Here is a 14,509-nt window from a genome sequence, read left to right as displayed (position 1 = left end):
AGTGCACCCATGTTCTCCTCATATGGGATCGATGGGATCGGATGGGCCGGCCGGTGACCGCCCCGAGCGAAGAGCCCGCCTGGAAGCAGCGTGCGGTAGAGCGCTCGATCCGCACCGCGAAGCTGCGGGCCGAACAGCGCGTGCAGCGATTCCTCGATGCCGCCCAGGCGATCATCACCGAAAAGGGCACCACGGATTTCACGGTCCAGGAGGTCGTGGATCGGTCGAAACAGTCGCTGCGCAGCTTCTACCTGCAGTTCGACGGAAAGCACGAACTGCTGCTGGCATTGTTCGAAGATGCCCTGAGCCGCACCGCGGACCAGATCCGCGCCGCCACCGCAGGTAAGGACAACGCCCTGGACCGGCTGCAGCTCGCCGTGGAACTCCTCTACGAACTGAGCCGCCCGGACCCCACCGCGCAGCGCCCGCTGTTCACCGACTTCGCCCCGCAGTTGCTGGTCAGCCATCCGTCCCAGGTGAAGGTCGCGCATACGCCGCTGCTGGCGCTGTTCACCGAGCTCATGGTCGACGCCGACAAGGACGGCCTGCTGCGCGAGGAACTCAATCCGCGCCGGATGGCCGCCATGGTGATGCAGACGGTGATGTTCACTGCCCAGTCCAACGGCGGAATCGACGACGAGACGGCCTATCCGATCTCGGCCGAGGAGATCTGGGAGTTCTGCGCCAAGGGGTTCGCCCGCGGCATCTAGGCGAGAATAGCGTTCTCCAAATTCGAGATACAGGTTTACACTCATTGTATGCCCGATCTCTGGACCGACCTTCTCGCCTGTATGGATCTGCGCCTGCGTCCCACCGCACCGCAGGCCGACGACGACACCGAGGCACCCGCACCCGACCCCCAGGCCACCCTGTCGGTATTCGAGGGCCCCAATCAGCAGCTGGAATACCATCGACTCTTCGGTGGTCAGCTGCTGGCACAGTTCCTGCGCGCCGCGGTTTTCGCCTGCCCGGACAAAACGGTGAAATCCGTCCACGTCATCTTCGCCCGCGAGGGTAAGAGCGACGCCCCGGTCTATTACGTGGTGCAGCCACAGCATCGCGGGCGCTCGTTCGCCACCCTCACCGTCGTCGCCCGGCAGAAGGGCGATGTGATCGCCACCGCGCTGCTGTCCATGACCGCACTCGAGGACGGGCGGGAGAATCAGGAAATCGGCGCGACGCCACCGGTTCCGGGCCCCGAGCACACCGTCGATATCGGCCTGATCCCCTGGGAAACCCGTTCCCTCACCGACCTCGGCGACAAGTCCGCCGGCCCGGCCGAGTACGACCTGTGGATGCGCACGCCCGAGGTCGGCGCGGAACTCGCCCCCGGGCTGGTGTCCTATGCCACCGATCTCAATGTCATCGGCACCGTCCTGCGCCCGATCGAAGGTTTCGACCACAGCGGCAACGGCACCGAATTCACCTCCGCCACCACCTCGCACACGCTGTGGTTCCACCGCCCTTTCCGTAGTGACGACTGGTTGCTGTTACGGCACGAGGGCCTGGTCATGGCACACGGCCGCGCCTACGGTCGTGGTGACGTCCTCACCGCGGACGGCACCCTGGTGGCCTCCTTCGCGCAGGAAGCCCTGCTGCGTTTCCGGCCCTGAATCAACCGGCCCGCACGACGATAGGCAAACGATGCGCCCCTCTCCCCTTTCTGCCCCGGCCGGATCGTTGCGGGTCGCCCAATGGTCCACCGGTACCATCGGCGCCCGGGCCCTGCGCGCGATCGTCGACCACCCGGAACTGGTTCTGGCAGGCGTGTATTCGCACAGCCCCGCTAAACAGGGTCGTGATGCGGCCGAATTGTGCGGATCACCGGACCCCACCGGGGTCCGCGCAACCGGCGATATCGGTGAAATCCTGCGCGACACGCCGGACTGCGTGCTCTACATGCCACAGGCCTGCGATATCGACGAAGTCTGCCGGATACTCACCGCCGGCGTGAATATCGTGACCACCGCCGGTGTCTTCCACCATCCCGGCAGTATGGATCCCGCGGCCCGGGCGCGAGTGGAGGCGGCGTGCACAACCGGCGGCACCTCGATCCACAGCACGGGCAGTAGTCCGGGCTTCATCACCGAAGCCGTTCCCTTGGTGCTCGCCTCGATCCAACGGCAGCTCGACGTGCTCACCATCCAGGAATACGCCGATCTCTCCCAGCGGAACTCGCCGGCCATCCTATTCGACGTCATGGGATTCGGCGGCCCCCCTGGCGATTTCGCCCAGCTGCGGCTGGACCATCTGCGCAACAGCTTCGGCCCGTCACTGCGGTTGCTCGCCGACGGAATCGGCCTACCGCTCGACAAGGTGTCCGCCACGGGCGAGGTCGCCACCGCGGCACGCACCTTCGATATCGCCGCCGGCACGATCCCGCGGGGAACGGTTGCCGCACAACGGATCACGATCTCCGGCACACACAAGGGCCGGACCGTCCTGCGTTTCCAGGCCATCTGGCATTGCGGCGCACAGGCCGAAACCGGCTGGGAGATGCGGCCCACCGGCTGGCATATCGGCGTCGAAGGCGACGCACCCCTCGAAATCGATATGGTCTTCCCGTTCCCGCTCGATCAGATGGCCGAGCACTCCCCCGCCTACACCGCGAATCGGGCCGTCAACGCCGTCCGCTACGTCTGCGCGGCCACCCCCGGTATCCGCACCGTCCTCGACCTGCCCCCGATCACCGCAACCCTGGGATGATCCATGAACGACTACGAAGCGATCCGCGCCCTCAAGGCCCGCTATTTCCGGCTGATGGATACCAAGGACTGGTCCGGTTTCCGGGAACTGTTCTGCGACGATGTCGTCATCGACGTCACCGGATCGGGTGGCGAAGTGATCACCGGCGCCGACGAATTCCTGACCTTCCTCACTCCCCGGATCGGTGACGCGATCACCGTCCACCACGGCCACACACCGGAGATCGAACTACTCTCCGAGACCGAGGCCACCGGTATCTGGGCCATGGAAGACCGGCTCACCTTCCCCGACGGCACCCGGCTGCACGGCTTCGGCCACTACCACGAAACCTACGCCAAGACCGACGGCCGGTGGCGTATCCGCTCCCAGCGCCTCACTCGCCTCCACATGGATTTCACACCTGCCCAGGCGGCCCCGCCGGGCGGCACTGCCGAATGAAGTCTCTGAGGCGCTGATCCGGTTCGGCACTGCCGCCGGCGGAATCCGCGCGGTCTTCGGGCCGGGCACCGGCCCGCCTCGCCACCGCGCGGCGGCTGCTCGACGAGGGCGCGCAGGTGGTGATCACCGGCCGCGATATCGACAGACTCGATGCCGCCGTGCGGAAACCGGCCGGTGGCGGCCGGCGCCCCGGGGCGAGCCTCCGTGCCCGCTGTTGCGGATATCTGCGCGAAATCTCTAGTTTGTGTCGTTCATGGCGCACATACGAGTTTCGGTGACGGATTCCGGCAAATACTGGCTGCTCGGTCCCGCAGCTCTTTGAATGGTCGAGGCACGACAACTCCACCGGGAATCGTTGTCGGATCACGACCGAGAGGAGTGCCATGGCAACGTCTCGACGAAGTTTCCTCGCGGCGGCTGCGGCCATCGGTGCGGTGGCTGTTGCCGCCTGTACAGACAACGGCCCCTCCGGGGGCTCGGGAGCGGGAGAGGAGGAACAGATGGGAAACGGCACACCGGTTGTGGACAGTCACGCCCACATCTATCCGGCCCGTTATCTGGACAAGCTGGAGGAGATAGGTGTCTCCCCGGATACCACTGCGATAGCGCGGAATATGCGCGCGAGTACCGAGCCGGACGAAATGGACGCCCGGATCCGGATGATGGACACCGCGGGCGTCGATATCCAGGTCTTGTCGGCCACCCCACAGGTGCCACTCGTCGCGAACGCGACCGGCGCCGCCGAGGCCACGCGCATGGTCAACGACATCTATCGGCAAGTGATCGAAGACCACCCCGGGAGGTTCCTCGCGTACGGGGCGATCCCGTTGAATCACCCGGACAAGAGCCTGGAAGAGATCCGCTACTGCCTCGACGAGCTCGGCTTCGCCGGTATCGCGATCAACACGGTGCTCGACGATCCGCGGGCCGCGATCACCGACGACCTTTACCGGCCCGTGTTCGAAGAGCTCAACCGCCGCGGCAGCATCCTCTACGTTCATCCGACCGGCGCCGGCGCCCATTCGCCGCCGATATCGGAGCACGGACTCGAGTGGGTCAACGGTGCCCCGGTGGAAGATGCGATCGCCACCCTGCAGCTGCTGCAGGCCGGCTATCCGGCTCGATATCCCGGTCTGCGGTTCCACATCGCGCATCTGGGCGGGGACCTGCCGTTCCTCTCGCAGCGCATCGAGGACAACTATGAAGACTGGGGCTCGTTTCCTGAGTCACCGGCGGAAACGTTGCGCCACATGTGGTTCGACGCCGCGAACTTCTCCGGCGGGTCCCTGCGGCTCTCGGCCGAGGTCTTCGACCCGGAGAAAATCTTGGCGGGCTCGGACTACCCGTACTTCCAAGACGACAAGTACACCCGTGCCATCACCTACATCCGCGACGCCGGGCTGCCCGCCGACCTGACGCAGCGGATTCTCTCCGGAAACGCGAAGGAGCTGTACGGGTCCGCGCTCCGGCCCCGCCCCGCCGGATAGGACGGCAGGTTCCGGACAGTCACCAGAAAGGAGAGACGGCGATGACCGACACAACAGACACCGACGTCGTCATCGCGGGAGCCGGCATCGCCGGACTCACCGCCGCCCTCGCGCTCCATGCCCGTGGCCTGCGGGTGACGGTGCTGGAGGCCGCCGCGCAGCTCCAGCCTCTCGGCGTCGGCATCAACTTGCAGCCTGCGGCCGCCGACGCGCTCGGCGAGCTCGGCCTGCGCGATGACCTGGCGTCTTTCGCCATCCCCACCTCGCAGTCGCTGTACCTCACCCAGGACGGTGTCGAACTGGCGCGCCGCAGTTTCGGTGGCACGGTTCAGCAGTTCTCCGTGCACCGCGGACAGCTCCAGATGATGCTGTACACCGCCGCCACCGCGCGGCTCCCCGAGGGCTCGATCATCACCGGGGCCCGGGTGGAGTCGGCCCGTGACAAAGGAAGCAGCGTCACCGTCCGCACCACCGGCGGGGACGAGTACACCGGATCTGCCGTACTCGCGGCCGATGGGGTGCATTCACCGCTGCGCGCCCAGCTGCACCCGGGCGCGGACCCGTACCTGTCGGAGGGTACGACGATGTACCGCGGCACCTGCGACGCCGACGAACCGTTCCTGGACGGCCGGTCGATGGTGCTGGTCTACGGGGCGAACGCGACCCGGTTCCTGACCTACCCGATCTCCCGCGAGGCGGAGTCGGCGGGACGGTCGCTGATCAACTGGGTCGCGATGGTACCCGGACACACGGCTACGGAACTCGACGACGACGGTATCCGGAATGTACCGACCGTCGCCGCGGACGTCGTCGGGCTGGTCCGTGGCTGGGGGTTCACCTGGCTCGATATCGAGGGCCTCGTCGCCGCCTCCGACGACGTGCTCGAATACCCGATGGTGGATCGCGAACCACTGGACTCGTGGGGACAGGGCCGGGTCACGCTGCTCGGCGACGCCGCGCACCCGATGTACCCCATCGGCGCCAACGGCGGATCGCAGGCCATCCTCGATGCGGTGAGCCTCGCCCGGCATCTGGCTCCCACTCCGGGCGACGGCCCGGCCGGCGGCGTCCCGGCCGCCCTGCGCGCCTACGAGAACGAGCGCCGACCGGTCACGACCTCCGTCTCGCTGGCCAATCGCAGGCTCAACGCCACCGAGCGCGGTATCGCGGCCAAAAGCGCCGACGAGCTCCGGGAGATGTCGGAAACCGGCGAATTCAACCGGATTCAGGAAGCGTACGCACGCGGCGACTTCGACGCGGTCTGACCACTCGGCGCACCGATCACACCACTGCCCGACTCGCCGCACTGCGGGAAGGAAATACCGATGAGCATCGAAACCACGACCCCCGAGCCGACCGGCAGCACCGCCGGGGCCGCTCCCGAGCTCGTCCGGGAGCTGACGGACCTGTTACCCGGCGGGGCTGTCGTCACCGACGCCGATATCGTCGCCGGCTACCGGCAGGACCGGACTATGGACCCGTCCGCGGGGACTCCGCTGGCGGTGGTGCGCGCAAGGACCGAGGACGACGTGTGTGCCGTGCTGCGCTTCGCCTCGAAGCACCGGGTCCCGGTGGTTCCGCGGGGAGCGGGGAGCAGTGTGGTCGGCGGGTCGACGGCGGTCGACGGGGCGATCACCCTCAGCGTGGAAATGCTCGACGATATCTCCGTCGACCGGGAGGCGATGACTGCCGTGGTCGGGCCGGGGGCGGTCAACGATGCTGTCAGCGCGGCCGCGGCTGCCGAAGGACTGTTCTATCCACCGGACCCGACCTCATCGGATTTCTGTTCCGTCGGCGGCAACGTGGCGACGAACTCCGGCGGCGCCAACGGCTACAAGTACGGTTCGACCCGCGACTACGTCCTCGGCCTGAGAGTCGTGCTCGCCGATGGGTCCCTCGTCGAGATCGGCGGCGGGGCACCGAAATCGTCCACGGGGCTACCGCTGGCCGGGCTGTTCGTCGGCTCCGAGGGCACCCTCGGTGTGATCACGCAGGTGACATTGCGGCTGCTGCCGGCTCCGTCGGCGCGGCACACCCTGGCGGCGTTCTTCGCCGGCCACGATGCCGCCTTCGACGCCGCCGCGGCCATCGCGCACCGGATGCGTCCGAGTGAGCTGGTCATCCTGGACAGGCCCGCGCTCGAGGTGGCCGAAAGCATGCTGCACATGGGCCTGGAGTCCGATACCCGGGCTGTTCTCTATGGTTACTCCGACGCCGGCCCCGGTGCCGAAGGAGAGATCGCGCTCATGGCGGATATCTGCCGCGAGCACGGTGCACCCGAGGTGTTCACCACCGACGACCCTGGCCAGGGCGACATGGTGAGCCGGCCCCGGACCGCCTTCTTCGAGGTACTCGAGGGCAGCTGCGCGATGGTCGTGGAGGACTACGTCCTGCCCGCCGGAGCACTCGGCGGGTTCCTGTCCACCGTGCACGATGTGGCGGCGCAGACTGGTCAACAGATCCTCACCTACGCCTATCCTGCCGACGGCGTGGTCCACCCGGTCATCACTTTCGACCCTGCCGATGGAGAGTCGGCGGGACGGGCGTTCGGCGTCCGGGCCCGGCTGACCGAGGCCGTCGCCGGACTCGGCGGGGCGATAGCCGCCGAATACGGCATCGGCGCGGATAAGCGACAAGCCGTGGCCGACGCCTCGGATGCGGGCGCGGCGGCGCTGCAGCGGCGTGTCAAGGAACTGTTCGACCCGGCGGGGATTCTCAACCCACGGGCTCTGCTGCCTCTCGACCCGTCCACGCGGTCCTGACCCGACGGCCTCGGTACCGAGAGGAAACAGCACAACCATGCAGATCGAACGAGACGCCGTCTTCGTCACCGCGGACGGGGAGACGCTGCGGGCCGATATCTACCGCCCCGACGAGCTTCCGGCGCCGGTGATACTCCAGCGCACCCCCTACACGAAGGACTGGCACACCGAGCTGGGCGAGCGCCTCGCCGCCGCCGGGTATATCGGGATCATTCAGGATGTCCGCGGGCAGAACGCTTCCAGCGGTGAGTGGGCTCCGTTCGTCCACGAAGCCGGCGACGGTGCCGCGGCGGTCGAGTGGGCAGCCCGGATCGACGGGTCCACCGGTGAGGTCGCGATGATCGGCAGTTCCTACGCCGCCACCTGCGCACTTCAGGCCGCCTCCCGGCGCCCGGAGTCACTCGTTGCCGTCGTCGCGGCCGAGACCCCGGCCGACTACTACGACGATATGGTCTATCCCGGCGGTGCCTTCGCACTGGCCTTCGTCGAAACGTGGCTGACGCGCAACGTCGCCAATTCCGCCGCCGGGCGCCTACCGGACGGGGACGAGATCCAGAAACTGATGAACGACGTCTACACCGGCGCTATGGACAGCGCATTCCGGTTCGCCCCACCCGCCGCGCTCCCGGCGCTGCTCCCGGACCGCAAGGATGTCGCGCCGTACTTCGCGGACTGGCTGGGACCGCATCGCACCCGCACTCCGTATTGGGACGATATCTCGCTGCGGCCGGTGCTGGCCGATATCGAGGTTCCGGTGCTCAACATCGGCGGTTGGTACGACATCTTCGTGTCCGGTACGACCGAGAACCACCGGCGGCTCACCGCGGCGGGACGCGAATCGCGCCTGCTCCTGGGGCCGTGGAGCCACAACATGTGGGGGCGTTCCCTCAACGGCACGGACTTCGGGCCCGATGCCGAGTTCGACTACCCGGCCGAGGCGATCGCGTGGGTCGACCGCTGTCTCGGAACTCGCCGCGACGGCAATCCCGGCAGCACTCGCCGGGGCGGCGGTCCCGGCAGCAAGGGACGGCGATTCGATACGCCGGTGCGCTTCTTCACCGGCGGCGACAACTCCTGGCATGAGGCGAACCAATGGCCCCCTGCCGACGCCGTCACCATCGAACTGCCGCTCCGGGCAGACGGTGGTCTCGGGGGACAGCCCGGGGCACCGGCCGAGGTGGGGTTCCGCTCCGACCCGGCCGACCCGGTCCCGGCCCAGGGCGGGCACAGCTGCTGCTACCAGCCCCAATCGCCGATGGGGCCGGCGGACCAACGCAGCGTCGAAGCACGCAACGATGTCCTCTCGTTCACCACGGAAACCTCGGACGAACCGTGGACCGTCGCCGGCCCGGTGGAAGTCGCCCTCACCCTCACCGCGGATGTCGTGGACACCGATATGACCGCGGTACTCACCGATGTCGGCCCGGACGCCGCCTCGGTGAACCTGACCGAGGGTGTGCTGCGCGCGAGTCACCGCCACGGCAGCGCCGCACCGGTCGCCTTGGTCCCGGGGCAGCCTGCGGCCCTGCGGATCAAGCTGCATCCCATCGCGCACACCGTGCTGCCGGGCCACCGGCTGCGGCTCAACCTCGCCGGCAGTCTGTTCCCGACGTACGAGCGCAACACCAACACCGGCCGGCAGGACATTGCGCTGTCCGAGGCAACGGTCGCGCATATCAGCGTGCACACGGGTGGAGACAGCGGCTCGACGCTGATCGTGCGGCGCCGGTAGTCAGCGTGCGCCGCGCTTGAGCGCACGGCTCATGGGTACGACCTCCTGTGAAACGACCCCGCATCCGGCCAGTTCGCCGTCGACGAACGTGACCACGTCCTGATAACGGGGAAGAACCACGTTGAGCGCGAGGCTGAACCGGCCCGAGGTCGCCGCCACGAACCGGCAGTACGGGTGCCGGCTGAGCTTCTCGGCCAACTGGCCCAGTTGTCCCGGGGCCATGGTGATCCAGATCATCGTATCCACCCCGAGGCCCTGCACCGCGGGATCGATCTCCACCTCGTAGTAGAGGGTTCCGGACTCGACGAGGCGGCGCGTACGGCGCGCCACCGTCGCCGGGTCGACCCCCGCACTCGCGGCGATAACGCTGTTCGACCGGCGGCCGTCGACCCTGAGCGCGGCGATGACGGCCCGGTCGACGTCATCGAGCCGATACTTCGGCCATTCCACGGCGGCCTGCCCGTGCACAGTCCAGACCTCGAGCAGCTGCATCGACTCGATGCCCCGAACCCTCGGGTCGTCGGTGACACCACTGAGCACCGGATCGCCGGGCCCCGGAGACGAGACGAGGCCCCACACCACCTGATCGCCCGCCGTGGACGTGCGGACCCACCGCGACCGAGGTTGCCGGGCAAGGGCCTTGCTGAGCCTGCTCGCATGGGCGGTATCGCTCCACGTCCGGATCAGCCAGCCGACACCGCCCTCGAAACCCGGCAGGGTCCGGGCCACGATCCGGATGAGGCCGAGCTCCACCAGCCGCCGGTAGCGCCGCGCCACCGTACGCTCGCCCACCCCCAGCCGCTCGGCCAAGGTCGCGTAGGTGGCCACCGGGTCCCGGTCGAGCTCCTGGACCAGCCGCACATCGGCTTCCGTGACAGTGACGGTCGTGCCTGCGCCGGTCACCACGCCGTGTAGCCGAGTGGAGCCGGAAGGCAGCGGTTTCCGGCGCCGAACGAATCCTGCCGGTGCCGGAGCGGACCAGGCCGGAGAAGGCTGCGGCATCGGTGGCGCAGGGACAACTTCGTTCCGGAGTGGCAGGACATGCCGCCAAGATACTCGGCCCGCAGGTGACCACACGTTCGGCGAGCAATCCCCCCGGCTGTGTCCGCGGAACCTGTAACGGGATACATCCATGCCGGTGGGCCCGCAGGACCAGCGCGCCGTTCAACACTGCGAACACATCGAAAACAGGTCCGGGCGCAGGAGCATTCACATACTCCATCGTCGGGCACATACCTCTCGATCCGCGGTTGTGGCGGTTCTCAGCCTGCGGCAACGTCTTCCACGTGCGCTGTGGGCTCCTGCCGCTGCTGCGCGGATCTCGGGGAGAGGAGTTCCGCGGCGGTGTACGGATCGCAGCGGCCGGCGGCGACGGCCTCGGCGAGGGTAGTGAGGTCGGGGTGGGAACGCAGTCTTGTGTAGACCAGCGACAGGATCTGTGACCGGGCCCGGGCGGCCCGCCGGGCGGGGGTATCGGCGCGGTGGTGAGCGTCGACGGCCGCGACCAATTCGGGTATCCCGGTGCCGTCCGCGGCGACCGCGGTGAGGATGGGCGCCGCGGATTCGGCGCGCAATTCACGGACGGTCTGATCGGCGCCGGGGCGGTCGGCCTTGTTCACCACCAGCAGATCGGCGACCTCGAGCAGTCCGGCCTTCGCCGCCTGCACCGCGTCACCGGCACCCGGTGTGAGGACCACGATAGTGGGGTCGGCCACGGCGGCGATCTCGATCTCCGATTGGCCGACGCCGACCGATTCGATGACCACGAGGTCGTAGGCCAGCGCGGCCAGTAATCGGATCGCCGCCGGTACCGCCGCCGAAAGCCCACCCAGATGCCCGCGCGTGGCCATGGAGCGGATGAGCACCTGCGGGTCGTCGATATGGGCGGCCATCCGGATCCGGTCGCCGAGCAGGGCGCCGCCGCTGTACGGGGAGGACGGGTCCACTGCCAGCACGGCCACCCGCAACCCTTGCGATCGGTAGGCCGTGACCACCGCGGCGATGGTGGTGGATTTACCGGCGCCCGGGGGCCCGGTGAACCCGACCACCCGGACCGTCGCTGGCTCGAGGAGCCCCAATACCTCGTCGCGACGCTCGCCTTCGATCAGCGTGAGCAGCCGGCCCGCCGCGCGCACCGATCCGGCCCGCGCGGCGGCGATCAACGCCGTCGGCTCCATGGCGCCGATTCCGGCGCTATGCGGTTCGGCACTGTCTCGGCCTGGATTCTGCACTCCTTCACTCCTCCACGTCGCTCCGCGCTGTGGCAGCCAGAAAGGCCAGACGTTCGGCGGCACCCGGATCCTGCATCCGGCCGCAATCGCCTGTCTCCGTTGCCGTGCCGGACGGGTTCGGGCGCCGGTTCCCCGGAACGGCCGCGGCCAGTCCGGGGACCGCGTTGTCTCGGTCCACGAACCACGGTGCCGAGGTCCACGAACCGGGGCGCCGAGGTCCGGGGCCGAGCCGTCACGGAGCGGCGACCTCGAGCACGGTCGCCGCACCCATACCACCACCGGCGCACATCGCCACGATCGCGAGTCCACCACCGCGGCGGCGCAACTCGTGAATGGTCGTGACGATCATGCGGGCCCCCGTGGCGGCCACCGGATGCCCCAGCGAGCAGCCGCTGCCGTTCACGTTCACCAGGTCCGGGTTCAGGTCCAGGGCGCGTACGGCCGCGATGGGCACCGAGGCGAAGGCTTCGTTGATCTCGAAGAGTTTCACATCGCTCAGCGAGATCCCGGCCTTGTGCGCGGCCTTGGTGATCGCTTCGATCGGGGCGAGACCGGTATCGGCGGGGTCGACGCCCACCGAGGCCCAGGATCGGATGGTGGCCAGGGCCGGCAGACCCAGTTCGTCGCTGGCGACGGTGAGCAGTGCGGCGCCGTCGTTGGCGCCGGCCGCATTGCCCGCGGTGATCGAGAACCCTTCGATTTCCGGGTGCAGGACCTTCAGCGAGGCCAGTTTCTCCATGGTGGTGGAACGGCGGGGATGCTCGTCCACGGCGAACTGGCCGAACGGGGTGTCGATCGGCACGACTTCGTCGTCGAATCGGCCCTCGTCGATCGCCGCGACGGCATTGCGGTGCGAACGCAGCGCCCAGGCGTCCAACTCCTCGCGGGTGATCCCGGATTTCACCGCGGCGTTCCAGCCCACGGTGATCGACATATCGAGGTTCGGAGCGTCGGGGCGATCCGGATGCGAGGGCGAGGTCCACGGATCCACCCATTCGTCCGGGCCCACCCGGAATCGCGCCCTGGGCCCGGTGGAATCGGCGTTGACACCGCCCGCCAGCACCAGCCGGTCCATTCCGGCCCGGATTCCTGCCGCCGCGGTCTGCACGGCCGCCATCCCGGCCGCGCAGTGCCGGTTGTGCGCCAGGCCCGGTACGCCGCTGAGCCCGGCGGTGATCGCGGCGTGCCGGGCGATCACACCGCCGCCGTAGCGGCCCTCCCCGAGGATCAGGTCGTCGACCGGAGCATCGGTTTCCAGCTGTTTTGTCGTCGCTTCGACCACGTGATGGGCGAGGTCGAAGGCGGTGGTTTCGCGCAGGGTTCCCTTCACGGCGGTACCGATCGGGGTACGCAGCGCGGATACGATCACGGCTTCGGGCATCAGTTCACTCCAGTTTCCGCCACGTCGACGATCTTGCCGATATACATGAGAATAGTATTCTCTCAATCTGAGAGCGATAATCGCAAGAGAGGGTAGCGCTATGCAGATCCAGGGAAGTTCGGCGATTGTCGTCGGCGGTACGGGCGGGCTCGGCGAGGCGACCGTCCGGCGGCTCCACGCCGCCGGAGCCAAAGTGGTCGTCGCCGATGTCGCTGACGACAAAGGCAAGGAGCTCGTCGGCGAGCTCGGTATCCGGTACGTCCACACCGACGCCACCAGCGAAGAGTCGGTCCAGGCGGCCATCGAGGAAGCGAAATCCCTCGGCCCGCTGCGTATCTCCGTCGACACCCACGGCGGCCCCGCCAGCGGCGGGCGACTGGTGGGCAAGGACGGCTCCCCCCTGGCGCTCGACGGATTCCGCACCACCATCGAGTTCTACCTGACCGCGGTTTTCAACGTCATGCGACTGTCCGCCGCGGCGATCGCCGAATCCGAACCCACCGAGGAAGGTTCGCGCGGCGTCATCGTGAACACCGCCTCCGTCGCGGGCTACGAAGGCCAGATCGGGCAGCTCCCCTACTCGGCCGCCAAAGGTGGCGTTATCGGGATGACCCTGGTCGCGGCCCGGGACCTGTCCCCGCTGGGCATCCGCGTCGTCACCATCGCACCCGGCACCTTCAACACCCCCGCCTACGGCAAGGCCGCCGACCAGCTGGAACAGTACTGGTCGCCGCAGATCCCGTTCCCGAAGCGGATGGGCCGCTCGCCGGAGTACGGGCAGCTGGTGCAGTCCATCGTGGAGAACGACTATCTCAACGGCGAGGTCATCCGCCTCGACGGTGCCCTGCGGTTCCCACCGAAGTGAGTACCGGACGACCTGGCCACGGCGAGATCGATGCAGGGGCCGAGGCACCGTCGAGGTCCGCCCGTACCGGCCACGGCGCGCCGGTCCGAAGCAGCACAACAGGGCCGAACGGTCCGCACCGGGCCACCTCTCCGGTTACGAACAACGGTCCGCTCGAGGGCAAGGTCGCGTTCGTCGCCGGCGCCAGCCGCGGGATCGGCGCCGCGATCGCCGAGACCCTGGCGCAGCAGGGTGCGGCCGTCGCGGTGGCCGCCCGGTCGGAGGAGTCCGGGCGGGTCGCGGGAACGATCCATGAAGTGGCCGCGCGAATCGAAGCCGCGGGCGGGCGTGCACTCGCGGTGCCCTGCGATGTGACCCGCGAGGGTTCGGTACGCGAGGCGGTATCCGCGACCGTTGCCGAATTCGGCGGTATCGATATCCTCGTCGCGAACGCCGGCGTGCTGTGGCTGGGCCCGGTGGAGAGCACCCCACTCAAACGCTGGCAGTTATGCCTGGACGTCAATCTGACCGGAGTTTTTCTGGTAACCCGCGAGGTGATCCCGCATATCCGGGCTCGCGGTGGCGGCGCACTGATCGCTGTCACCACCACAGGTGTAAATATGACCGATCGCGGCTCCAACGCCTACTGGGTATCAAAGGCCGCGGCGGAACGCCTCTATCTCGGGCTGGCCGCGGATCTACGGCCGGACAATATCGCGGTGAACTGTCTCAGCCCGTCGCGCGTCGTACTCACCGAAGGCTGGCGTGCGTCGGGCGGCGGCGATATCCCGGCCGAGATGGTGGAACCGCCCGAGACGATGGGCCGGGCCGCGGCCCTGCTCGCCGCGCAGAACGCCACCGGGATCACCGGCACGATCCAACGCTCGGAGTCGCTACTCGCCACCCGCTGAGGACGCGGACGAGGTCG

At 68.2% G+C, this 14,509-nt stretch carries 13 protein-coding genes and 1 pseudogene; 11 read left to right on the top strand and 3 right to left on the bottom strand.

Annotated elements, in window-relative coordinates:
* Positions 1–53 precede the first annotated feature (53 nt).
* From ACFWPH_RS19245 to ACFWPH_RS19205, 9 genes and pseudogenes are all read left to right on the top strand, one after another.
* Positions 54–710 carry a TetR/AcrR family transcriptional regulator gene (locus ACFWPH_RS19245; RefSeq protein WP_378752800.1) on the top strand — a complete coding sequence of 219 codons (657 nt, stop codon included), beginning with the start codon at positions 54–56 and terminating at the stop codon, positions 708–710.
* Between the two features lie 48 nt (positions 711–758).
* On the top strand, positions 759–1,613 hold the full coding sequence (locus tag ACFWPH_RS19240) for an acyl-CoA thioesterase (protein ID WP_378752798.1): 855 nt from the start codon (positions 759–761) through the stop codon (positions 1,611–1,613).
* 31 nt (positions 1,614–1,644) lie between these two features.
* Complete coding sequence (locus ACFWPH_RS19235) at positions 1,645–2,706, top strand: dihydrodipicolinate reductase (RefSeq protein ID WP_378752796.1); 1,062 nt, start codon at positions 1,645–1,647, stop codon at positions 2,704–2,706.
* 3 nt (positions 2,707–2,709) lie between these two features.
* The gene (locus ACFWPH_RS19230) at positions 2,710–3,144 is read left to right on the top strand and encodes a nuclear transport factor 2 family protein (RefSeq protein WP_378752795.1); all 435 of its coding nucleotides are present in this window, start codon (positions 2,710–2,712) and stop codon (positions 3,142–3,144) included.
* Between the two features lie 383 nt (positions 3,145–3,527).
* Positions 3,528–3,590: pseudogene (locus tag ACFWPH_RS19225) on the top strand (twin-arginine translocation signal domain-containing protein); the annotation flags it as partial.
* Positions 3,591–3,644: 54 nt separating this feature from the next.
* Positions 3,645–4,631, top strand: a complete 987-nt coding sequence (locus ACFWPH_RS19220; RefSeq protein WP_378753514.1) for an amidohydrolase family protein — start codon at positions 3,645–3,647, stop codon at positions 4,629–4,631.
* A gap of 41 nt (positions 4,632–4,672) precedes the next feature.
* Positions 4,673–5,896 carry an FAD-dependent oxidoreductase gene (locus tag ACFWPH_RS19215; protein WP_378752793.1) on the top strand — a complete coding sequence of 408 codons (1,224 nt, stop codon included), beginning with the start codon at positions 4,673–4,675 and terminating at the stop codon, positions 5,894–5,896.
* A gap of 60 nt (positions 5,897–5,956) precedes the next feature.
* Positions 5,957–7,393, top strand: a complete 1,437-nt coding sequence (locus tag ACFWPH_RS19210; protein ID WP_378752791.1) for an FAD-binding oxidoreductase — start codon at positions 5,957–5,959, stop codon at positions 7,391–7,393.
* A 37-nt stretch (positions 7,394–7,430) separates the two neighbouring features.
* Entirely contained in the window at positions 7,431–9,125 is a 1,695-nt protein-coding gene (locus ACFWPH_RS19205; protein WP_378752789.1) for a CocE/NonD family hydrolase, read from the top strand.
* Here the strand turns inward: ACFWPH_RS19205 and ACFWPH_RS19200 are convergent, their stop codons facing one another.
* The 3 genes from ACFWPH_RS19200 to ACFWPH_RS19190 form a co-directional block, all read right to left on the bottom strand.
* Complete coding sequence (locus ACFWPH_RS19200) at positions 9,126–10,031, bottom strand: AsnC family transcriptional regulator (protein WP_378752787.1); 906 nt, start codon at positions 10,029–10,031, stop codon at positions 9,126–9,128.
* Positions 10,032–10,387: 356 nt separating this feature from the next.
* A complete protein-coding gene (gene meaB, locus ACFWPH_RS19195; RefSeq protein ID WP_378753512.1) occupies positions 10,388–11,302 on the bottom strand; it encodes a methylmalonyl Co-A mutase-associated GTPase MeaB in 915 nt (304 codons plus the stop codon).
* A gap of 286 nt (positions 11,303–11,588) precedes the next feature.
* Complete coding sequence (locus ACFWPH_RS19190) at positions 11,589–12,737, bottom strand: thiolase family protein (RefSeq protein ID WP_378752785.1); 1,149 nt, start codon at positions 12,735–12,737, stop codon at positions 11,589–11,591.
* Positions 12,738–12,837: 100 nt separating this feature from the next.
* Between ACFWPH_RS19190 and ACFWPH_RS19185 the strand changes: the two genes are divergently transcribed.
* Together ACFWPH_RS19185 and ACFWPH_RS19180 are read left to right on the top strand one after the other, a co-directional pair.
* Positions 12,838–13,602, top strand: coding sequence for an SDR family NAD(P)-dependent oxidoreductase (locus tag ACFWPH_RS19185; protein ID WP_378752783.1), 765 nt, complete (start codon positions 12,838–12,840; stop codon positions 13,600–13,602).
* Entirely contained in the window at positions 13,599–14,492 is an 894-nt protein-coding gene (locus tag ACFWPH_RS19180) for an SDR family NAD(P)-dependent oxidoreductase (RefSeq protein WP_378752781.1), read from the top strand. The genes ACFWPH_RS19185 and ACFWPH_RS19180 overlap by 4 nt, the downstream gene beginning before the upstream one ends.
* Positions 14,493–14,509 lie beyond the last annotated feature (17 nt).

It is taken from the genome of Nocardia sp. NPDC058499 (assembly GCF_042719915.1).
Taxonomy (GTDB): Bacteria; Actinomycetota; Actinomycetes; order Mycobacteriales; family Mycobacteriaceae; genus Nocardia.
Note: the sequence above shows the minus strand (reverse complement) of the source record. Positions and strands in the feature narration are given on the sequence as shown.